The organism is Bacteroides intestinalis (genome assembly GCF_003464595.1).
Lineage (GTDB): Bacteria > Bacteroidota > Bacteroidia > Bacteroidales > Bacteroidaceae > Bacteroides > Bacteroides intestinalis_A.
The window spans coordinates 37196-60917 of sequence record NZ_QRZF01000001.1 but is presented as its reverse complement, the minus strand read 5'-3'; the positions used below and the strand labels follow the sequence as shown (position 1 = coordinate 60917).

Annotated in this window: 13 protein-coding genes; all 13 read left to right on the top strand. The window is 39.8% G+C overall.

Annotated features, from left to right (window positions below):
* Positions 1 to 35: 35 nt before the first annotated feature.
* The 13 genes from DWW10_RS00225 (at position 36) to DWW10_RS00165 (ending at position 23661) form a co-directional block, all read left to right on the top strand.
* Positions 36 to 3137: a SusC/RagA family TonB-linked outer membrane protein gene (locus DWW10_RS00225; RefSeq protein ID WP_022393990.1), complete on the top strand. Its 3102-nt coding sequence runs from the start codon at positions 36 to 38 to the stop codon at positions 3135 to 3137.
* 12 nt (positions 3138 to 3149) lie between these two features.
* Positions 3150 to 4859, top strand: a complete 1710-nt coding sequence (locus tag DWW10_RS00220) for a RagB/SusD family nutrient uptake outer membrane protein (RefSeq protein WP_233560228.1) — start codon at positions 3150 to 3152, stop codon at positions 4857 to 4859.
* A 26-nt stretch (positions 4860 to 4885) separates the two neighbouring features.
* Positions 4886 to 6397, top strand: a complete 1512-nt coding sequence (locus tag DWW10_RS00215) for a DUF4859 domain-containing protein (protein WP_022393992.1) — start codon at positions 4886 to 4888, stop codon at positions 6395 to 6397.
* Between the two features lie 57 nt (positions 6398 to 6454).
* Entirely contained in the window at positions 6455 to 8740 is a 2286-nt protein-coding gene (locus DWW10_RS00210; RefSeq protein WP_259320390.1) for a DUF6055 domain-containing protein, read from the top strand.
* Positions 8737 to 9282, top strand: coding sequence for a hypothetical protein (locus tag DWW10_RS00205; protein ID WP_118420613.1), 546 nt, complete (start codon positions 8737 to 8739; stop codon positions 9280 to 9282). The genes DWW10_RS00210 and DWW10_RS00205 overlap by 4 nt, the downstream gene beginning before the upstream one ends.
* 111 nt (positions 9283 to 9393) lie before the next feature.
* The gene (locus DWW10_RS00200) at positions 9394 to 10686 is read left to right on the top strand and encodes a CotH kinase family protein (protein WP_182021337.1); all 1293 of its coding nucleotides are present in this window, start codon (positions 9394 to 9396) and stop codon (positions 10684 to 10686) included.
* Positions 10687 to 10694: 8 nt separating this feature from the next.
* Positions 10695 to 12023, top strand: a complete 1329-nt coding sequence (locus tag DWW10_RS00195; RefSeq protein ID WP_022393996.1) for a DUF6055 domain-containing protein — start codon at positions 10695 to 10697, stop codon at positions 12021 to 12023.
* A 10-nt stretch (positions 12024 to 12033) separates the two neighbouring features.
* Entirely contained in the window at positions 12034 to 12945 is a 912-nt protein-coding gene (locus DWW10_RS00190; protein ID WP_022393997.1) for a DMT family transporter, read from the top strand.
* Entirely contained in the window at positions 12942 to 16922 is a 3981-nt protein-coding gene (locus DWW10_RS00185; protein WP_118420612.1) for a hybrid sensor histidine kinase/response regulator transcription factor, read from the top strand. The genes DWW10_RS00190 and DWW10_RS00185 overlap by 4 nt, the downstream gene beginning before the upstream one ends.
* Before the next feature lie 161 nt (positions 16923 to 17083).
* Positions 17084 to 18310: an ATP-binding protein gene (locus DWW10_RS00180; RefSeq protein WP_022393999.1), complete on the top strand. Its 1227-nt coding sequence runs from the start codon at positions 17084 to 17086 to the stop codon at positions 18308 to 18310.
* 73 nt (positions 18311 to 18383) lie between these two features.
* Complete coding sequence (locus DWW10_RS00175) at positions 18384 to 21632, top strand: S41 family peptidase (protein WP_022394000.1); 3249 nt, start codon at positions 18384 to 18386, stop codon at positions 21630 to 21632.
* A gap of 124 nt (positions 21633 to 21756) precedes the next feature.
* Entirely contained in the window at positions 21757 to 22572 is an 816-nt protein-coding gene (locus DWW10_RS00170) for an MBL fold metallo-hydrolase (protein ID WP_022394001.1), read from the top strand.
* Between the two features lie 336 nt (positions 22573 to 22908).
* Positions 22909 to 23661: a NigD1/NigD2 family lipoprotein gene (locus DWW10_RS00165; RefSeq protein ID WP_118420611.1), complete on the top strand. Its 753-nt coding sequence runs from the start codon at positions 22909 to 22911 to the stop codon at positions 23659 to 23661.
* The last annotated feature ends 61 nt before the right edge of the window (positions 23662 to 23722 follow it).

Genomic DNA, 23722 nt, shown 5'->3' with positions numbered 1-23722 from the left:
TAATAAAATATTAACCTTTTAATTAAAGATGTAATATGAAGACACATGAAAATCGAGCCTTGTTCAGCAAAGCTGTCTTAAAGGCGACAACCTGTCTTTTTCTTGCAGCAGGTGCCAGTGTTAGTCCGGCATTTGCATTTCCGGAAATGACAGAAACTATGGGGACTGAGATTGTACAGCAACAGACTATTACAATCACAGGTGTTGTAAAAGATAAGGAAGGTGAACCAGTTATTGGTGCTAATGTTCTTGAGAAGGGGACATCTAACGGTGTAATTACCAATATTGATGGAGAATATACGCTGAAAGTAAAAGGCCCTAAGTCTGTTTTGGTAATCTCTTACATTGGCTATGAAACGCAGGAATTTTCAGTAGGAGCTAATAGAAAAATAAATGCAACTCTTCAGGAAGATTCTAAAATGATTGATGAAGTTGTGGTTATTGGTTATGGTACGCAACGTAAAGGCGATGTAACGAGTGCTATTACGAGTGTGAAAGCGGAAGACTTTACAATTGGTAAGATTGGCGATGCTGCTGAGTTGGTAAAAGGTAAAATCGCAGGTTTGAGTATTGTAAAATCGTCAGGTGATCCAACAGAAACTTCCAGCATCATGTTACGTGGTCTTACAACAGTTAAAGGTAGTGTTACTCCATTAGTTTTAGTAGATGGTGTAGAAGGTTCACTGACAACAGTGGCTCCTGAAAACATTGCTTCTATTGATGTGTTGAAAGATGCTTCAGCTGCTGCAATTTATGGTACGCGTGGTGCAAATGGTGTGATTTTGATTACTACGAAAAGTGGAAAACGTGATTCTCATGCGAGTGCTAACTATTCTGGATATGTTTCTTTCTCTAACTGGACAAAGAAATCAGATTTTATGGATACGCATGATGTGCTCTATGGTATGACTTCTTTCAATTATGAAGGTTATGATACAGATTGGTTGGCTGCTATTACTCGTAAAGCAGGTTATAGACAAAATCATTCATTAACTTTGGATGGAGGTTCTAAAAATTCTACTTATTCTGCCAATGTGACTTATAGTGATGAGCAGGGAATTATGCGTAAGAGTGATAACCGTAATTTGAAGATGCAACTTGACTTCACACAATATGCATTAAATGATTGGTTAAAGTTTAATGTAAATGCTTTGGTTACCCGTCAAACTTACACACTGAATAATAATACCTATGCTTATCGTCAGGCTATTATTCGCAACCCATCTTCTCCGATATATAATGAAGATGGTTCTTATAATGAAAATCTGAATTTATTGTATTACTATAACCCGCGTGGAATTCAAGATGAGTATATTGGTGATGGGCGTAACCGTTTTTATCGTTTAAGTGGTAACATCACTTTTGAACCTATCAAAGGTTGGCAAACAAATTTGATGGTATCAATGAAAGAAAATGTTTATACTGGAGAAAGCTATACTACCAGTAAGCATTATTCATTAGTGACACAGAATGACTACAATGGCTCTGCCAGCAAAAGTGAATCAGCTTCACGTAATGATAATATAGAATTGACTTCTAAATATGATTTTAATATTGATAAACATCGTGTATCTGCATTGGTAGGTTATAGCTATTTGTATAATGTGTATGATGGTTTCAGTGCAAGTAACGGTAATTTTCCGACTGAAGCATACTTATACAACAACTTAGGTATAGGAACTTTGCTTACAGAGGAAGATCGTCATGCGGGTATGAGCTCCTCAAAAAGTGATGATAAATTGATCGGATTTTTCGGTCGTGTAAGTTATGGTTATGATAATCGTTATAACGCTTTGATTAGCGTACGTCGTGAAGGTTCTACTCGCTTTGGATCAAATCATCGTTGGGGTACTTTCCCATCAGTATCTTTGGGTTGGACTATCAGCAATGAGGAATTTATGAAAGATCAGACTTGGCTGAATAATTTGAAGTTGCGTGTAGGTTATGGTGTTACGGGAGTAATCCCAACTACTAATTACCTATCTCAGTATACTTATAATTATGATTCCTATGGTGATATAATGAATAAGGAAGGGGATTGGATACAGACTCTTAAAGTTGCTCAAAATCCGAACAAAGACCTGAAGTGGGAAACGACAAAGGAATATAATTTTGGTTTGGACTGGAGTTTGCTGAATGAGAGATTGAGTGGTAGTGTAGATTATTATGTGAAAACAACTTCTGATTTGTTGTATGATTATAGTGTACCCGTTCCGCCCAACTTGTACAGTTCTACTACAGCCAATGTTGGTAAGATGCGTAACAATGGTATTGAAATAATGATTAATGCTATTCCTGTACGTACGAGAGATTTTGAATGGAATACCACATTGACATTATCTCATAATAAGAATAAACTGTTAAGTTTGAGTAATGATTTATATGAAACGGAAACATTTCATGAGGTTGGTGGATTAGGTGAACCTATTACCGTTGCTACTCACTGTATGGAGGTTGGTAAAAGTCTCGGTGATTTCTGGGGATTGAAATCTGTAGGTGTTAGTAAAGATGGTGTTGTTTTGGTCGAAGTATCTGACGGTAAAGGTGGTTGGGCTGTTAAAGAATTCAATACGAATTTGAATGTGAAAGAAAATCGTCAACGTCTGGGAAGTGGCTTACCCAAAGTATATGCAGGTTGGGCTAATAATTTCAGGTATAAAAGTTTTGATTTGAGCTTACAGTTTACCGGACAGTTTGGATATAAAATTTTAAATGCGCAACGTTGTTATTACGAAAATAACTCTGTAGCTTACAATCGTTTGAAATCAGCAGCCAATTATTATTCGGCTATAAATACGGATGGAACACCTTATATTGACGAAGCTACTGGCAAACAAAAAATGGTACGTTTATCCAACTCTATGGGGCAAGGATTCTGGAGTGATCATTTAGAGAAAGGTGATTTCGTGAAACTAACCAATGTAACTCTGGGGTATGAACTGCCTCTGGCAGGAAAGATTAAAAAGTTTATTAATTACGCACGTCTCTATTTGTCGGCAGAAAACGTATTCTGTATTACTGGTTATTCAGGCATTGATCCTGAAGTATCTAATAACTTTATGTCACCGGGTATTGACTATCAGGATAAATATCCTACTACTCGGTCGTTTACGGTTGGCATGAATCTTACCTTTTAATAGAAACTGATTATGAAAAGATATTTAAAAAATACCCTTATGGGATTGATGGCTAGCAGTATGCTGAGTCTGACTGCTTGCACTGATTTGACAGAAAATCTATATAGTACACTGAATGATACGAATATTGATTTTGATAGCGAGAAAGATGTTGCTTCATTGATGGGACAGGCCATAGCGCAATATCGCTATATGCATTGTTCTTGGTTTGGTTCTTGGGAGTTGAACGAACAATGTACAGATCAGTATATGGTTCCTTTTCGTGTAGGTATAGGTTGGGGAGATGTTTATGTAAATCTTCATAAGCATGATTGGAATTATAATTTAGGGCATGCTGAGAATATTTGGAATTTTGCTTTTGGATGTATTGGTTATTGTAATAAAGTGCTTGATGTAATGCCTGCAGAAAATGCAGCAGACCGTGCCCAGATGCGATTCTTTCGTGCTATGACTTATTATCAACTATTGGATTATTTCCGTAATGTACCTATAGAAACGACTTTGGATGTACCAGATGGATACCTGCCAGAACAGAATACTACACAAGAAGTCTATGAATTCTGTGTAAAAGAATTGACGGAGATTAAAGAAGATATCGGTACTGACAAATATTTTGGTTATGGTAATCGTTGGTCAGTTTGCATGGCACTTGCTAAACTCTATTTAAATAAAAATGTCTATCTGGGTACAACTGGTAATGATGGTTATGAAGCAGCATTGCTTGAGGTGAATGACATTATTGATAATGGTGGTTACACTTTAGCTCCCAAATATAGTGATTGTTTCCGTGAGAACATAGATGATAATCCGGAGATAATATTTGCAATACCGCAAGATAGAACTCACGCGAAACATTTCTTATTGCATACTTACTCTTTTCCACAGGTAGGTCTGGAGGCTTTTGGATGTACGGCTAATGCAACCAATGGTAGTTGTGCTGTTCCACAGTTCATTGATTCGTACGATGCGGCAGATAACCGTTTAACAGATACTTGGACAGGTGGTAAGCAGAAGAAAGCAGTGAAGAATTCTGATGGCACTTATACTTCACAGGCAGGTGATTATATAGAGTATGCTGAAGATGATTGGGCAGGTGAAGGTATTCTGAACTATAATAAGAATGTACATTCTATTGATGTACCGGGTGCTTATAAGCAGGAAGGATATCGCATGGTGAAGTATGAAATCGTAGCAGGAGAGTATGGCACAATTGCTGATGATATACCTGTTTTCCGTTTGGCTGATGCAATGTTTATTAAGGCTGAGTGTTTACTTCGTTTAGGACGTGACGAGCAAACTGCTGCCGACTTGGTGACTGAAGTTCGTAAACGCTCATTTGATGCAGCCACAAAAGCCGTTCGTTCCGTAGCTCAATTAAAAGGAGGAAGTTGCTATAATTATGGTCACCGTGAATATACCTGTGAAGGTTATGCAAACTGGGATCCGGCTTCTTATGTATCTACTACGGAAGGTGGTGCAGACATTGAATTAGGTGGTTTATTGGATGATCTGGGCTGGGAGTTTGTAGGTGAACAACATCGTCGCCAAGATCTGATTCGTTTTAAGATGACTGATGGACGTAGTGTATACAATGGTAAATCATGGTTCTGTAAGGATGCTACTACGGAATCTCATTGGAATTACTTCCCGATTCCAGAACAGGCAATGAGATCTAATATTAATCTGAAGCAAAATACAGGTTATACTGGAGCTACTGAATAAGTGATAACCCTAAAAAATAGAATAATATGAAAAAGATATATTTTTACCTTGTATGCTTTGCCTTACTAATGTCCGGTTTGGCAGGGTGTGGTGATAATACGGATATATGGAGTGAACACATCCTTACTGCTGAAGAAATAGCAGAATTGGCGCGTCAAGATTCTATAAAAGAGGCGCAGAAGAATTCTATTAATGCTGATTTGATTCTTGAATATGATGCTGAAATAACAATTCTTGCTAATGGATATGATGGTGTATATGTTTATATTGATACGGTTAAGATCGCTGATTTATTTGGAATAACTCCGACTCAATTGGCACATGGTATTGCCAATATGGGATCGGATAAACCTTATGAAGATGCCCCAGATATCACAGGTTTCTGTATTGAAGGCACTACACATGCTGATAATATGACGAATTCTAATACCAACTCTTATTGGGGACATTGGTGGGATAAAGATGGTAATACAGCTTCTTGGGGAGATAATGCAAGAGTTTTTGCAGAATATGATGCAGAAGGAGGATACTTCAATGTAGGACAAATGCCTGGCAAACTGGAAGTTGGTAAAGATGTTAAGTTTATTGAGTGCTTGAAGTATCAAGAAAAGCGTATTGCAGTTGTTATTACCGCGAAGCCCAAAGAAAAAGGACAGATAAGTGCTACGATTGTTAGTACACAGGATTTAACTGTGACAATGAATCCGAGATCAACTTATGATTCAGATCCAATAGCGTTTGATCGAGCAAAAGTATTGAGTGATTTGGGAATATCCTCTTTAGAAGATGTACAAATTATCGGTGTTAATTCTGATGGGAGTTATGCGCAAGAAACGAGTGCTACTAATGGCTTCTGGTACGATCTTAATGGTTTTGCCGGTTCTCATGGGGATGGCGCTGGAATATATGTGGAATATTATGGATTGGGTGATGACGTTGAAGAGGAAGATTTGGACGTTTTATATGTAGGACAAATGCCAAATGCATTGGAAGGTGGATACAGTGTAACTGCAAAATATGGCTTCTTAGCAAACAATAAAATAGTAATGTTGAATATTACCGTTAATATCGTTGCGTATGAAGATCCGGAAACTCCTCCTGTAGGGGAACCAACTACAGATAAAGTATTGGATGTTACTATTGAGAAATCGTGGGATGATACATTTAGCAATGTACAGTTTGATGTGAAGGATGTACTTCGTGAGGCTTTCAAAATGACTACTTATCAAATTCACAAGGCAAGAATTAGCGGTGATTTGAAAATATATTGTGGTAAAGTCAGTGAAGAAGATCCGACATATACTAGTGATGCTCCAGGATATTGGCTTAATGCAACCGGTGAAGTTTGTAGTTATGGTACGGAGAGTGTGGTATTCTGTTGTCTCGGAAGTTCGGAAACGGCGCTTTATTTGTATGCTGGTAACCATCCGGAAAGCTGTTTACCTAATACTGCGGTGGCTTCTAAATATATCATCTCTTGTAATGGAGGCGTTGTAACAGTGAATTTAACCGTTAAGGTAGGAGCAAAAGCTGAATAATAAATGTAAACTGTAGGGAGTAGAGTTATTCTATTCCCTGCTATATATACTAACACTATGAGAAGTATAAAAAAAGAACTCTTGACAAAACTTATTGGTCAAATGTTAATGTGCCTGATAATGATGGTTTACCCTTTCTTCTTTGTAGGATGTAGTGATGACAAAGAAGAAGGTACAGGGGAAAATATGATAACCGTTAATGAAGACCAACTCTCTTTTTCATTAGAAGCAGAGGATACCTATACGTCTGTTAGTTTTACTGCTTTGGCGTCATGGACTGCAGCTCTGAAAGAAACTAATGCTGCGAGTTGGTTAACTCTCTCTGCTGATAAGGGGATTGGTGGAATGATGAAAATAGGGCTAACCTTGAAAAAAAATACTAATAAAGAAGCTCGTACAGCTACAGTTATTTTAACCTGTGGTACTACAAAACAGGAAATTAGTGTAGCACAAGCCGGTACTTCTTTATTAATTATGGATGAAGCTGATATTCAAGATTTTGACAAGTATTATAAACCTGAAGAATTCAGTAGTATGAACATGCTTCGCAGCGATGCCAAATGGTCTTGGTTCCGGAGCAAACAGAGTGAACATTTCTTTGTATTTTGGGAAGCAGGCTTCGGAGACGATCCAAATGCAGCAGCTGTAGATGCAGCTTTGCGTGTGGATATCAATGATTTATTGGAAAAAGCAGAACAATTCTATAAAACAAATATTGAAAAGCTGAAATTTGCTGAACTGGGACAAGGTAAATCTTATTTGGACAAATATAAAATGGAAATTTACTTGTTGTATCAGACTGAATGGCTTGCAACAGGCTCTGGCTATGATAATACAATTGGTGCTTTGTGGGTGAATCCCAGTACTTGTCAGCCGGTAGGTTCTACTATTGCTCATGAAATTGGACATAGTTTCCAGTATCAGGTTTATTGTGATAAGATACTGCAGGGTGAGCCTAATGATTTTAAGCATGGTTTCCGTTATGGCTACGAAGGCAGTAATGGTGGTAATGGATTCTGGGAACAGTGCGCACAGTGGCAATCTTATCAGGATTATCCAGAACAATTGTTTGCTAATTACCACTTTGATGTATGGTTGGCTAATTGTCACCGTCACTTTGAACATGAATGGATGCGTTATGCTAGTTATTGGCTGCAGTACTACTGGACACAAAAACATGGCATTGAAACTGTAGGTGAAATATGGAAACGTTCAGCTTCTCCAGAAGATGCTATCGGAACATATATGCGTTTGTATTGTGGTAACCAATGGGAGGCCATGAAAACAGAACTATATGATTATGCTGTACGAATGGCTACTTTTGATATTGATGTCATTCGCAATTATGCTGATGGGTATATTGGGAAATATTCTACTAAACTCTATCAGATTGAGGATAATTATTATCAGGTTGCTTATGCCAGTTGTCCGGGTTCCACAGGTTTCAATGTTATAGCGTTGAACGTGCCAGAGGCAGGCACTGCTATTACTGTTAATTTTGAAGGGTTGGCACCGGGTTCTGCTTTAGCTATTGATGATCCGGGTGAATATATGGAGTCGGAAGCAGTGAAAGGGAATGTAAATAAATACAATGCAGGAACTGCAAGCAACGCAGGATGGCGTTATGGTTTTGTTGCTTTGAAAACTGACGGTACTCGTGTATATGGAGAAATGAATCAGAAAGCAGTAAATTCTGTAAACTTTACTATTCCTGCTAATACCGACAAGTTGTATTTTGTGGTATTAGGAGCTCCCAATCAATACAAAGCGAACCCATGGGACGAAAAAGAGTTAACTGATGAACAATGGCCTTATAAGGTGAAATTTAACGGTACTGATCTTTTGGGGAGTTTTAATATTGACACGAATGCCGATCCTAAAGATGCGGAGTTTACTTATAGCTTCAATTGTAATGCTACAACAGAAGGTTATGATCTGGGGGTTATTGATTTGCAGTCGAATGGAGATATTCAAAAACTGGCGCAAGCTTTTGTTATGCAACCCAGTGTACTGAGTGGAAATACATTAACCATTGCAAACGGGCAAACATCAAATCCTGCTGAAGGAAAAATAGCTTTTGGTTTGCTACAAACGGATGGAACTTACTCTTATACCTATACGGCTAATGGTGGATTTTACTGTACAACTGAAGGTAATCAAGGCTCATGGGGGAATAATGATCCCATTTGGATTGAATATGATAAAGATGCATTCGTTTTTAAATATGGTCATAAACCGGGAAGTAGTGTGGCTGGAAAGAAGTATGTAGTAAAACCATCGTTGGTATATACCAAGAATGGCATGCAATATAAAGCTACTTTTGTGTTAAATCTACAGTTTTGAAGAAAATCTTAGGGAAGGAAGAAAAAGTATTCTTTCATCTTCCTTCTTTTAATAATAAATTTGATAACCTTAAAAACATGATTATGACTCGTTTATTTAATTTTTCATTAGCAATGCCTTTGCTCTTTTGTTTGCTGTATTTATTAACTTTTACTCTGACATCTTGCGGCGATAACGATAGTGGGAGTAAAAAGCAGGTGGATGAATCGGAAATCTTTGTGCCCGATGCCAAAGATAGACAGGCTTTTAATGTTGCAAATTTATTAGGAAAGTTGTCATATGATGAAGATACAAAAGAATGGATTATTTTTCCGGAAAGAGAACAAGATAATATGTTTATCCATTTGGGTGACGAAGAAGGAGCTTATATGATTGTGTCCAACATGAAAAAAGAGTATGAGGATTATGTGGGAACAATTACTTTTAGTGGGAAAACTGCAATGAAGCACCAAATAATCTCCAATTCAAAAATGAGAAACAAAACTTATGTTTATACTATTGAACTTTCTGATATCATTCCAACAGAGGAAAGTCATAAATAGGTATTAGGTTATATGTGGAAATGGGAGGAAATAAAAGTAAATCCTTTTATTCCTCCTTTTTTATCTTATGCGCTTGGATATCATTTCTCTCCTGCATTAAATAAAAATACAATGAAATTAGCAAATATTTTTGGCTTGATATGTTTATCTGCGTTCTTGGTAAATTGCTCAGATGACTCTGCGCCTGTAGAACCAGATATACCAGATACAAGTGAAGTTGTGGATGCTCAATATCAAGTTGCACAACTGGCTATCACCACCGAGAATGCTGCCCCTATCATCTCAAAAGATAAGAAGGACTATGTAAACTGTACCCTCACCATTGAGTCGAAAAAAGAAGAATGGAATTATACAGGAACCGGACGTATTCGCGGACGTGGAAACTCCACATGGTTATGGTATCCTAAGAAACCTTATCGCATTAAACTGGATAAGAAGTCAGAGATACTCGGATTGGCTACTGAGAAGGATTGGGTACTGTTGGCTAATTATCGGGATCCAACTCACATGATGAATACCTTCACTTTTATAGCAGGACAACAATTGGAACTTCCTTATATTAACCATTCTCGTTATGTAGAAGTCACACTGAATGGGGATTATATTGGACTTTATCAATTGACCGAACAAGTTGAACAGGGCAGTAGTCGTGTAGCGGTGGATGATGAGCAAGGAATGCTGATCTCGCTGGATGCGGATGACGGACCGGAGCTTAATCCGGATGGAGGGGATAATTTCTGGTCGACAGTTTACAAGATGCCCATCTGTGTGAAATATCCTGAGGATGCGACTACTAACCAACTGAAAGTAGTACAAAATGATTTTGCCCGGTTGGAACAAAGCATATATGAATGTAATTATGAAGCAACCTCTAAATTAATGAATATTGCTTCGTTTATTGACTATATGCTGATACAGGAGTTAGTCTATAATGTGGAAGTGGATGCCCCTCGTAGTATTTATATGCATAAAGACAAAGAAGGACTCTGGACAATGGGGCCGCTTTGGGACTTTGATGCCGGTTTTGACTTCGATTGGGGAACTATGTATACCGGACACAATTTTTTCACTAGTTATCGTGAATTGGTATTAGGTACTGATCCTGCCAATCATATCGGAGGTTATTATGTACCCTCTTTCTTCACTGATTTATTTAAAAATAAGCACTTTGTTAGTGAGTATAAAGCACGTTGGCAAACAATCAGGGATAAAATAATGTCAGACTTTTGGGAGGAAACGAATATCTTTGTAACATCTTGTTCCGAAGCAATGAAACGGAATGCTGAACGTTGGCCTATTGACAAAGATTATCAGACAGAGATATCTCGAATGAAACAATGGCTTCAACAGCGTACCGACTATTTAGATACTGTTATTAAGAACTATCCGTCAGGAACAAAATAGAAAATAATATGAAGAAGTATATCCTTTTATTTAATTTTATCTTAGTGATTTCTCTGAGTTTGATAGCGCAAGAGGCAGCATCTGTTCCAATGCCTTCCGGCAAAGAAATTTATATCCCCAAAGACCTGCAGGGTATGGATCTTCAAAATCCTGATAGTAAATGGAGTTATCACCGCATGGCATATACTGATAATTTCGTCATTTTCTGGGAAAAAGGGTTTGGAAATGATCTGTCTAATCCTCCTCAGTTGGAAGGGCATGATATGGAAGTGGATTTGTCGAATTTAACGGAAAAATTGGAAAGTTTCTATCGTTTTTTCCGGGATACTTTGAAGTTTTCCAAGCCGGGTTCAAAGTGTGATAAGTATCGTATGATGGTCATGCTAAACTACTCTTTGGAAGGAACTGCCTATGGTGGTGATTATGATGGGGAAATCGGTGCATTATGGATTGCTCCCAATCGTGTGCAGGATAAAAAACTGAATTGCATAGCCCATGAATTGGGGCATAGTTTTCAGGCTCAGATCAGTTGTGATGGAGAAGGAGAGGCTTGGGGAGGATGCGGTTTCTTTGAAATGACCTCGCAGTGGATGTTATGGCAAGTAAATCCCGAATGGATCACTGATGAAAAATATCATTGGGATGCTTTCATGAAGCTGACTCATAAAGCTTATCTCCATTTGGAAAATATCTATCACTCTCCCTATGTACTGGAATATTGGGGTATGAAACGAGGATTGCCTTTTATTGCCGAACTCTATCGTCAAGGTAAGCAGGGAGAAGATCCGGTGATAACTTACAAGCGGATGGCCGGATTAGATCAGAAGCAGTTCTGTGATGAAATGTTTGATGCTTATCGTCATTTTATCAATTGGGATTTTCCTCGTGTATGGAAAGAAACTCGACCGTATGCCAATAAATATACTACCAGCTTAACCACTCTATCGGACGGATGGTATGGAATCGCACCGGACAACTGCCCCGAAAACTATGGATTTAATGCTATTCCGTTAGCTTTACCTGAACAGGGAAAGAAAGTGAAAGTAGAGTTCTGTGGAGAAGCAGGAAAGGAAGGATATAATGCAATTCATACGGATAAAGCCGATTGGCGTTATGGTTTTGTAGCTATAACGGAGGATGGCAAATCTATTTATGGGGATGTGAGTGATAATAGCGGAAAAAGTATTATTTTTACAGCTCCAAAAGTAAATAATTTGACTCATTTATGGCTGGTTGTGATGGGTGCCCCTACTGAACATTGGATGAATCCCAATCCGGAGGAAAAAGATGCCCAATGGCCATATCGCATCAAAGTTACAGGAAGTAAACCTTTATAAACAAAATGCTATGCTTGCAAGGGCAACTTATGTAAATAGTCGTAACAATACGAGGGCTATCATTTATGCCTGTATTGCGGTGCTTAGTTGGTCTACTGTTGCCACCGCTTTTAAAATTGCTTTGACGCATCTTACTCATTTTGAGATGTTGTTGATAGCCAGTTGTACTTCATTACTCATATTTGCCCTTTTGCTGACCTTCCAGAAGAAGTGGAAACTATTGTCTGCATTGCCTGCCCGGCAATGGGGATATTTTGCATTATTAGGCTTACTGAATCCGGTGGCTTATTACCTGGTGTTGTTTAAAGCTTATGATCTGCTGCCTGCACAAGTGGCGCAACCTATCAATTATGCATGGCCTATTGTGCTATTAATTTTGCTGGCCCTATTTGCCCATCAGCCCATACCTCCGAAGAAATATATCGGTATGTTTATTTCTTTGGGTGGAGTAGTACTTATTTCTGTAGGAACCGGGCAGTCGGGTGGCATGAATATACCTGTTCATGGCTTGTTGTTGGCAGCATTGAGTGCCTTGTTGTGGGCTATGTACTGGATGATAAATAATAAATTTAAGGATCGGACAGATGGTAGCGTTGCACTGTTTATGAGCTTTTTGTTTGGTACGGCATATTTGCTGGTTGGCGCAATGATAGTAGGTGTTCACTTGAATACTTTGCCCGGTATCTTGTCAGGAATGTATGTCGGCGGATTTGAGATGGGGATCCCTTTCATCTTTTTCAGCCTTGCCATGCGGAAAACTACGAATCCGGCACTGGTCAATCAGCTTTGCTACCTGTCTCCCTTCTTGTCTTTGTTCTTTATTGCAATCATATTGGGTGAACAAATTGTGTTTACAACGTATATCGGCCTCATATTGATTGTACTGGGAATTATGTTCAACCAATATCTGGTAAAGAAATGAAAAAGATTGTCCTTGCGATTATAGCTGTTATGGTTCCGCTGATGCTTTCTGCCGGTTCTACTGATTTTTGGTTTCGTCATTTTTCAGTAGAAGATGGATTATCCTCCAGCGCTGTACGTGCTATTATGCAGGATAAATATGGCTTTATGTGGTTAGGCACAGATGATGGTCTGAACCGTTATGACGGTACCACTATTAAAATATACAGATTGAATCCGGAAGGAGTTAATGATTACATTTCATTTTTATACGATACTACAGATAGGATTTGGATAGGAACAGGGGACGGAGTTTATATTTATGATTATGAGACAGAAAGTTTTGAACCGTTTAAGCTTCTGACTACTAAAGGAGATAGCATTAAAACCAATGTGAATCATATTGCAGAAGACAGGGATGGTAATTTGTGGTTTTCAACCGTAGGTCAGGGAATCTTCAAATATAATGTATCCAAGCATTATCTGGAGCATTATGAGTTTAAAGATGCCGATGGGTTAATGGCCAGCGTGCTGATTGATAGTGAAAATCAAATATGGGCTGTTACTAATTGGGGAAACCCGACTGTTTCTAAGTTGAATAAAGCGGAGAATAAATTTGAGCCTTTCCATATTACCTACGATACGGGTGGATATGATTCCAACTCTTTGGTTATGCTGGAAGATTCTGAACATGCACTCTGGTTGGGAACCTGGGAGTGTGGTTTGCAAAAGATAGACCGGTATACCGGTAAGGCAACTACTTACTTGCACCCGTCGGACGGTAAAGGGGCAATGCATATCCACTCTTTGATGGAATATGCTCCCCATCAACTACTGATAGGTTCGGATGACGGGCTTTTACTGTTTAATACCCTTACATGCGAACACCAATTATTTACAGAAGATGAAACGAATCCTTATTCTTTGTCCAATCGTTTTGTTTATCCTATTGTAAAAGACCGTGAAGGTGGAATCTGGATAGGAACTTTCTATGGTGGTGTGAATTATCTGTCACCCAATACCGGGCAGTTTGAGTGCTTTGCTCATTCTCGTTTTTCCAATTCTGTCAATGGAACTGTTATCGGACGCTTTTGTGAAGACACTTACGGGCATATTTGGATTGCCTCTGATGATGGTGGTTTGAGTTGCTTTTCACCTAAAGATAAACACTTTACTCATTATCTGCCCGATGAGCATAGAAATAGTCTTTCTTATCATAACGTACATGCACTTTGTATGGATGGTGATGATTTATGGATTGGTACTTATACGGGGGGAGTTAATGTGTTGAATACAAAGACAGGGGTATTCAGGGTTTATACAACTAAAGCGGGAGATCCCACTACCCTTGATAGAAGCAGTTCTTATGCTATCTTTAAGGACCGTGAAGCACGTATTTGGGTAACTTCCATGTCGGGAGTAAACTTGTATAACAGGGAAGAGGATAACTTTACCCGAATAAGAGATCTTGGTTCCTGGATCATGGACATAGATCAGGATGCCGATGGAAATATCTGGTTCTCTTCTCAGGGAAACGGGCTGTTCAAGTATAATCCGGATAAGCAGGAATGGACGAATTATGTACATAGCAGTGCTCCCGGTGCATTGATTAACGATCAGGTGAATTGTGTATTGATAGATGGTAATGGGGAAATGTGGATTGGAACGATGAACGGACTTTGCAAATACAATGCAAAGGAAGACCAATTTGAATTAATTCCATTGGATATTCCCAGCAGTAATATTTGTGCCATTATTGAAGATCAGCGTGTCTTATGGCTGACTACTACAAAAGGGCTGGTGCGATATACTCCCGAAGAAAGTTGCCAGGTATTTACACGAAGCGACGGATTGCAAAGCGAGCAGTTTCTGGTGAATGCTGCTTTGAAAGCTTCCGATGGGAAAATCTACATTGGTTCTGTAAATGGGTTTAATGCTTTCTATCCTTATCAGATTAAAACGAACAAGGTACTCCCTCCGGTAATTATTACGGGACTGGAAGTATTCAATAAAGAGATCCGGATAGGTGATAAGTTGTTGCCGAAGGCTCTGAACCATATGGAACAGCTGGAATTATCTTATAAAGATCATGTATTCAGCTTGCTTTATGCCTCATTGAGCTATTGTACGCCCGAAAAGAATCAGTATGCCTATAAACTGGAGGGTTTTGATAAAGAATGGAATTATGTAGGTCCTCAAAATAAGGCTACTTATACCAATCTGCCTGCCGGAACCTATACTTTTAAGGTGAAAGCTACTAACAACGATGGTATCTGGAGCGAGCAGGAAGCAAGCCTGAAAATAGTTATTCATCCGCCTTTCTATTGGAGTCTACCGGCCAAATTGCTTTATTTCCTGTTGTTGTGTGTGGCATTGACTTTCTTCATCCGCTTTCTGCTGAAAAGGAGTGAAAAGAAACATACAGCAGAAATTAAGCAACTGAATGTGAATAAAGAGAAAGAGGTGCATGAGGCTAAGATTAAGTTTTTCACAATGATAGCTCATGAAATCCGTACTCCGGTTTCGCTTATCATTGGTCCGTTGGAAAAGATTATGAGGTCATCCATACCTATGCCGGCGATGCTGCGTGATGACCTTAATATTATAGACCGTAATAGTCAGAGATTATTGTTCCTGGTAAATCAGTTGTTGGACTTCCGCAAAGTGGAACAGGAGGGGATGACCATGAAATACACCTCACAGAATATTCGTCAATTGCTGGAGGCTGTTTGTGAACGGTTTAATCCTTTCATTACTCAACATGGTGCCCATCTTACGGTGGAGTATCCCGATGCGAATTTTACGGCTATGGTGGATAGTGAGGCAGTTACAAAGCTTATCAGTAATTTGCTGACGAATGCAAGTAAGTATACAAAAGATGAAGTTATCCTTTCGTGTGTGGTGCAACCGGAACAGCATACATTTGTAATCAGGGTAACGGATAATGGAATCGGTATAAGTAAGGAGGATCAGAAGAAGATTTTCAAACCTTTCTATCAGGCCATGGACAATAAACCCGGTACAGGTATTGGACTGAGTATTGTGAAAAGCATTGTGGAGTCTCATAATGGCTGCATAGAAGTGGAGTCTGAAGTCAACAAAGGATCGTCCTTTATAGTAACATTGCCCATCGAACAAAGTCAGGAGGCAATTCAGGAAGGGGAAGCGAATGGATTGAATCCGGCAATTCCCGAGGATATTTTGTCGGAAAGCTTACCGGCGGCGGTTTCTAAGGATAAACCGGTCATGCTGATTGTGGATGATAACGAAGAAATGCTGAACTTCCTTTCCGGCAATTTCTCTAATCAATACTCTATTCTTACGGCTGAAGATGGGATAGAGGCTTTGGAAAAGTTGAAAGAGAATGATGTGACCCTGATTGTGAGCGACTGGATGATGCCGCGCATGGATGGAGTGGAACTTTGCAAGGCTTTGCGCGCTGATCAGGCCATCAGTCATATACCGTTTATTTTGCTGACAGCTAAAACGGATACGAATTCAAAGATAGAAGGTATGGACTGCGGGGCGGATGCTTATATTGAAAAGCCTTTCTCGGTGCAGTATCTGGAAGCATGTATTAAGAATCTGCTTGATCTGCGTAATTTGTTGCGTCAGAAATTCTCTAAAATGCCATTGGTACCGTTGAACAGTATTGCCAATAACTCTATGGATAATAAATTCCTTACCCGTATCAATGAGATTATAGAGCAAAACTTCTCAAATTCGGAACTGTCTGTTGATTTTCTGGCAGAAGAACTTTGCATCAGTCGTTCCGGATTATTTGCCAAAATAAAAACGTTGGCTAATGTTACTCCGAATGAACTGATTCAGATTGTGAGGTTAAAGAAAGCTGCTGCCTTGCTCTCAGAGAATAAATACCGGATCAATGAGATTTGCTATATGGTAGGTTTTAATAATCCATCTTATTTTGCCAAATGTTTCCAAAAGCAATTCGGTATCAAACCCGGAGAATTTGTTAATAATCAGAGCATCGGTTGAGTTGTACTTAAAGTGGCGAAGACTTTCTTGCTTTTGCTATTGTTTTCGGGGTATAACCCTAAAAAAAAATGAAAACAATCCTTTTCTTCGGGGTATAACCCTAAAGGTCTTCCGGAAATAGTGTATCTTTGTGGTTGTAATCCCTAAAACATTTTGCCGATATGATTGATAGAGAACTATACATGCAGCAAATCATTCCCTTTATAGACCAGCCTTTTGTAAAAGTGATTGCCGGGATCCGTCGTTGCGGGAAATCGGTTGTTTTGCAATTAATCCGTGAGGAACTCATGAAGAGAGGAGTGGATAAAAAACATATCATTTACATGAACTTTGAGAGTTTCGAATGGATGGATGTGAAAAATGCTAAAGCTTTATATATCCATATCAGCAATGTGGTGAAAAGTGCAAAGGAGAAATATTATATTCTTCTGGATGAAATACAGGAAGTGGAACATTGGGAGAAGGCAGTTAATTCGTTTATGGTAGATTGGGATGTGGATATTTATGTAACCGGCTCTAACTCCCGTATGCTTTCTTCAGAACTTTCTACTTATTTGGCTGGCCGATATGTTGACTTTCATATAATGACTCTCTCTTTCAGGGAGTATCTGGATTTTCATGGTCTGTCCTTGTTTCAAGATAAAATAGGAATTCATGAGGAGTTTCGGAAATATTTGCGTATGGGTGGTTTTCCGGCTATTCATACGGCTGATTATACTTATGAGGCCATTTATAAGATTGTGTATGATATTTATTCTTCTGTTATTTTGCGTGATACGGTGCAACGCCATGGCATTCGTAATGTGGAACTGCTGGAACGAATAGTGAAATTTGTTTTTGATAATATCGGTAATCGTTTGAATGCAAAGAATATTGCCGATTATTTCAAAAATCAGCAACGTAAGGTAGATATTAATACTATTTATAACTATTTGAGTGCTTTAGAAGGAGCATTTATCATTCAGCGTGTGCAGCGTTACGACATAAAAGGGAAAGAATTGCTACAGACCAATGAAAAATATTTTGTGAGTGATTTGTCGCTTATTTACTCGGTAATGGGATATAAAGACCGCCTGATAGCTGGAGCGTTGGAAAATGTGGTATATTGGGAAATGAAGCGGAGAGGCTATAAAGTGTACATTGGTAAGCAGGATGATAAGGAGGTCGATTTCGTGGCATTGCGCAGAGAAGAGAAGATTTATGTTCAGGTCACTTATCAATTGGCATCGCAGGCCACCATTGACAGGGAGTTTACACCTTTACTTGCCATTAATGACCATTATCCCAAATATGTAGTGAGTATGGATGAAATATGGCAGGACAATATAGAGGGGGTGAGGCACAAGCATATTTCGGAGTTTTTATTGAATGAAAATTGGCAGGATTGATCTTTTTGTATACTTTTTGTGTAATTATTATTTTTCTTTTCATACTTTTGTAAGTCAATTAATTTTTAAGAGTATGAATAAGAAATTACTTTTATCCTTATTTGCCCTTGTAGGTGTATCTGTCTGTCTTTCGGCAGCAGATGAAGCGCGTTTATTGCGCTTTCCGGCAACGAACGGGAACGAGATTGTTTTCTCGTATGCAGGCGATTTGTATAGAGTACCTGTCACTGGAGGAGAGGCGCAGCGCCTGACTTCGCATGTGGGTTACGAAATGTTCCCTCGTTTTTCACCCGATGGCAAAACGATTGCTTTTACCGGTCAGTATGATGGAAATACGGAAGTATACACCATCCCGGCAGCCGGTGGAGAACCACAACGCCTGACGTATACTGCGACGAATTCCCGTGATGACTTGGGCGATCGTATGGGACCTAACAATATTGTGATGACCTGGACACCGGATGGTAAACAGATCATTTATCGTAACCGTATCAGTGACGGTTTTTCCGGTAAGCTTTATTCTGTCAATCAAGAGGGTGGTATGCCCGAAATTATCCCTTTGCCCGAGGGTGGATTCTGTAGCTATTCTCCCGACGGCAAGCGACTGGCTTACAACCGTACCATGCGTGAATTCCGTACCTGGAAGTATTATAAAGGTGGTATGGCGGATGATGTCTGGATATACGATCCGGCAAAGAAATCAGTGGAGAATATAACGAATAATGTTGCTCAGGATATCTTCCCCATGTGGATAGGCGATGATATATTTTTCCTTTCCGACCGTGACCGCACCATGAATATCTTTGTTTATAATACGAAGACAAAACAGACGTCGAAGGTTACTAACTTTACCGAATATGATGTGAAGTTCCCGAGTGCTTCCGGCAATACCATTGTGTTTGAGAATGGCGGATATATCTATAAGATGGATGCTGCCACCCGTCAGCCCGAGAGAGTCAATATCAGTCTTGCTTCGGATAATATCTATGCACGCAGCGCCATAAAGAATGGAGCCAAGTATCTGACAGCTGTCAGTGCATCTCCCGACGGAGAACGGGTAGTGGTGACTGCTCGCGGAGAGGTCTTTAATCTGCCTTCGACTAAGGGTGTGACGAAAAATATAACCCGCACTCCGGGTGCCCACGAACGTGATGCACAATGGTCTCCTGATGGAAAATACATTGCTTATATCTCGGATGCTACCGGAGAGACAGAACTTTATCTTCAGGATGCAGTGGAAGGTAATCCGGTGCAACTGACCAAGAATAATGATACGTATATCCGCTCTTTCGAATGGAGTCCGGACAGTAAGAAGATTGTTTATACCGACCGTCAAAATCGTATTAATCTGCTGGATGTAGCTTCACGACAGGTGACTATGCTATTACAAGACCCAATGGGGGAACCACAGGATGTGACTTTTTCACCGGATAGCAAATGGCTGACCTATACCCGTGATGCAGACAATGAAATAACTGTTGTATATGTCTATGATATTGCCGGAAAGAAGGAATATCCGGTGACGGACAAGTGGTATAATTCTTCTTCACCGGTATTCAGTACGGATGGTAAGTATCTGATTTTCTCATCTGCCCGCGATTTCAATCCTACATACGGCTGGTTGGAATGGAACCATGTCTATAATAATATGTATGGAGTTTATCTTGCTTTGCTCTCGAAAGATACCCCGTCACCTTTTATACAGAAAGATGCCGGAATGAAGAACGACAGTGAGGGTGAGGCCCCGAAGGCTGCTGAAAAGACTGCCGGAAAGAAAGATGCGAAACAGGAAACAGCTTCTGCGTCACTCGTCAAGTTTGATCCGGAAGGTATCACCGACCGTATCATCAAGCTTCCATTGTCGGCTTCTTATTATACTAATTTCTATTCAAACGGAAAGAAAGTATATTACTGGGGCAATGGCGGAACGAAGTTTTTCGATCTTGAAGGTCAGAAAGAAGAAACGGTTGCCGATGGTGCTATGATGACGGTTACTCCGGGTAGTCAAAAGGCTTTGTTCTACAAGGACAACAAGCTTTATGTAACCGCTATACCGGAAGGAGCGGCTAATCTGAGTACGCCTGTCAATATGGATAATATGTCCATTACGATAGATTATCCCAAGGAATGGGCGCAAATCTTCGATGAGGCATGGCGTGCTTATCGTGATGGCTTTTATCTGGAGAATATGCATGGTGTGGATTGGAAAGCAATCAAACAGAAATATTCTGTTCTGCTGCCTTATGCAAAGACGCGTCTCGACCTGAACTATATCATTGGAGAGATGATTGGTGAGCTTAACTGCGGGCATGCATACGTCAATCCGGGTGAAACGGATAAACCGGCACGTATCAAGACTGGTTTGCTGGGTGCTGAGGTGTCGGCAGATAAGAGTGGTTTTTTCCGTTTGGATAAGATACTTCCCGGTGCTTCCTGGAGTAAGGAACTGCGCTCTCCGCTTACTGAACCGGGTATTGAGGCTAAGGCTGGAGAATACATTGTTGCCATTGATGGCATACCAACGAATACGGTGAAGAATATCTATGCTTTACTGGTAGGAAAGGCTGATGTGCCGACAGAAATCTCGCTGAACAGCAAACCGCAATTGGCAGGTGCAAGAAAGATTGTCATCAGTCCGCTGGAAAATGAATATCCTCTTTATCATTATAACTGGGTACAGAATAACCTGAAGAAGGTGGAAAAGGCATCCAATGGACGTATCGGTTATATCTATATTCCTGATATGGGTCCGGAAGGTCTGAACGAGTTCTCCCGTTATTTCTATCCGCAGCTCGACAAGGAAGGTCTGATTATAGACGACCGTGCTAATGGTGGCGGTAATGTATCTCCTATGATTCTGGAGCGTTTGTCTCGCGAACCTTACCGCTTGACGATGGGACGTGGTACGAAGCGTGTCGGTACTATACCCGATGCTGTGCAAGTGGGGCCGAAGGTTTGTTTGATTAATAAATATTCTGCTTCTGATGGTGATCTCTTCCCGTGGGGCTTCCGTGCATTGGGGCTTGGTAAACTAATCGGTACCCGCACCTGGGGTGGTATTGTAGGTATCAGCGGACCATTGCCTTATATGGACGGTACGGATATCCGTGTTCCTTTCTTCACCAGTTATGATGCGAAAACAGGCCAGTGGATTATTGAAAATCATGGCGTCGATCCGGATATCTTGATTGATAACGATCCGGTGAAGGAATGGAATGGTGAAGATGAACAGCTCAATAAGGCTATCGAAGAAGTGATGAAGGAATTACAGGATCGTAAGCCATTGCCGCCTGTTCCGGCTCCAAGAGATTTCAGTAAGTAATCACATACTTTACTATACTGTTATAAATATGCCATTTTATGAGGAGAGCTTTGCTCTCTCCTTATAGAATGGCATATTCTGTTTATCTTTGTGGCTCAGATTTCGTAATTATAGAATTAAGAAGATGAAGGATACTCAGATTATTATGTTAGGTACAGGTAATGCAGGCGTTACCCGGTGCTATAATACTTGTTTCGCAATCCAGACAACTGAAAATGTGCTGCTCGTGGATGCCGGTGGAGGGAATGGAATATTGGTTCAGTTAGAGAAAGCCGGTATCGCCATTGAACATATTCACGATATGTTTGTGACTCATGCTCATACGGATCATATATTAGGTGCAGTATGGGTAATTCGGATGGTGGCACAACGGATGCAAAGTGGGAAATATACAGGAGTCTTCCGAGTGTATGGGCATGATAAAGTGCTACAGGTTCTGGATTGGATCTGCCGGATGACGTTGCCTAAGAAAATAGTACAGTATTTAGGGAATGGCATTGAACTTTGTGAGGTTAAGGACGGAGAGATATTTAAAGCAGGGGAGTTAAAACTACAATCTTTTGATATAGGATCGACTAAAGAGAAACAATATGGTTTTCGTACCACATTGCCGAATGGTCAATCGCTGGTTTGTCTTGGAGATGAACCTTATAATGAGAAAAATCGTCCTTATGTAATAGGGGTTGATTGGTTGTTATGCGAAGCTTTCTGTTTGTATAAAGACCGTGATATATTCAAGCCTTATGAGAAGCACCATAGTACAGCACTAGATGCCGGAAAGCTAGCTGAAGAGCTGAAAGTGAAGAATTTATTGTTATATCACACAGAAGATAAAACGTTGGATACCCGTAAGGTGTGTTACACTGAAGAAGCGGCTCAGGGATTCTCTGGTGTGGTATACGTACCGGATGATCTGGAAATAATCGACTTCTCAGAATAGAAACAAACCTTATTAAAGCGTTATTGATTAACAACCTTTGTTCACTCCACACGGTAACTCCATTTACACACCGCGGTAAAGGTCGTTACATACCGCGGTAAAGAGCGTTACAATAAGGGGTAAAGGCCGTTACATCCCGGGGTAAATGCTTTTACATCATTGGGTAAATGAGATGTAAATGCTATCTGTTGATAATCAGATATATATACTGTTCTAATTAACTTTACTAATTCTATTTGAGCATAATTAACAAAATGCTATGCAGTCTTTTCTTCAATATCTCATTTCTATAACGTAGAAAAGTTATTTTAAATGTTTAATAGGAGGAACCACACTATGAAAATTAATTCTGTATTTAATAAAACACTTTTATTTGTTGGGGCTATAGTTTGTACTATAGGTTTGCAGTCCTGTTTGGACGATGATGATAACAATGCCTATTATTTGAGGTATCCTAATGCTCTTGTAACAGTGAAGGGTGCTGCCGACGATGCATTCTTCTTGCAGTTGGATGATAAGACGACCTTATTGCCAACCAATGTAAAAGCTTCTCCTTTCGGAGACAAAGAAGTCAGAGCCTTGGTGAATTACAGTGAAGTGAATGAACCCAGTGGCGACTACACGAAAGCCGTGCATATAAACTGGATAGACAGTATCCTGACCAAGCCTATTGCACCGGATTTAGGGGAAGAAAATGATGAGGTATATGGCACAGACCCTGTAGAGATTGTGAATGATTGGGTAACTATCGCTGAAGATGGATATCTGACACTTCGCTTCAGGACTATATGGGGCGGTAGTAAAAAGCATTTCGTAAACTTGTTGTTGGGACAAAATCCGGAGAATCCTTATGAAGTAGAGTTCCGCCACAATGCGTATGGCGATACCTACGGAAGTGAAGGTGACGGCTTAGCAGCTTTTAAGTTGGACGAACTGCCTGATACGGAAGGTAAAACAGTTAAACTGAAATTGAAATGGAAGTCATTTAGCGGTGAAAAATCAGCCGAATTTGATTATTGTACACGGAAGGCGGTTACACCGAGTGAATCGGCTATTACGGCAGTAAGAAGCACTTTAGAACTGAGATAGTTTTCATAAGACTGTGATTGATAAGAGAAGGGCGCCATGAGCTTTGGCGTCCTTCTTTTTG

Coding starts and splice junctions, on each gene's coding strand:
- DWW10_RS00165 (WP_118420611.1), top strand. CDS start 22,909: ATGAAAATTAATTCTGTATTTAATAAAACACTTTTATTTGTTGGGGCT.
- DWW10_RS00225 (WP_022393990.1), top strand. CDS start 36: ATGAAGACACATGAAAATCGAGCCTTGTTCAGCAAAGCTGTCTTAAAG.
- DWW10_RS00180 (WP_022393999.1), top strand. CDS start 17,084: ATGATTGATAGAGAACTATACATGCAGCAAATCATTCCCTTTATAGAC.
- DWW10_RS00215 (WP_022393992.1), top strand. CDS start 4,886: ATGAAAAAGATATATTTTTACCTTGTATGCTTTGCCTTACTAATGTCC.
- DWW10_RS00175 (WP_022394000.1), top strand. CDS start 18,384: ATGAATAAGAAATTACTTTTATCCTTATTTGCCCTTGTAGGTGTATCT.
- DWW10_RS00190 (WP_022393997.1), top strand. CDS start 12,034: ATGCTTGCAAGGGCAACTTATGTAAATAGTCGTAACAATACGAGGGCT.
- DWW10_RS00170 (WP_022394001.1), top strand. CDS start 21,757: ATGAAGGATACTCAGATTATTATGTTAGGTACAGGTAATGCAGGCGTT.
- DWW10_RS00185 (WP_118420612.1), top strand. CDS start 12,942: ATGAAAAAGATTGTCCTTGCGATTATAGCTGTTATGGTTCCGCTGATG.
- DWW10_RS00210 (WP_259320390.1), top strand. CDS start 6,455: ATGAGAAGTATAAAAAAAGAACTCTTGACAAAACTTATTGGTCAAATG.
- DWW10_RS00195 (WP_022393996.1), top strand. CDS start 10,695: ATGAAGAAGTATATCCTTTTATTTAATTTTATCTTAGTGATTTCTCTG.
- DWW10_RS00200 (WP_182021337.1), top strand. CDS start 9,394: ATGAAATTAGCAAATATTTTTGGCTTGATATGTTTATCTGCGTTCTTG.
- DWW10_RS00220 (WP_233560228.1), top strand. CDS start 3,150: ATGAAAAGATATTTAAAAAATACCCTTATGGGATTGATGGCTAGCAGT.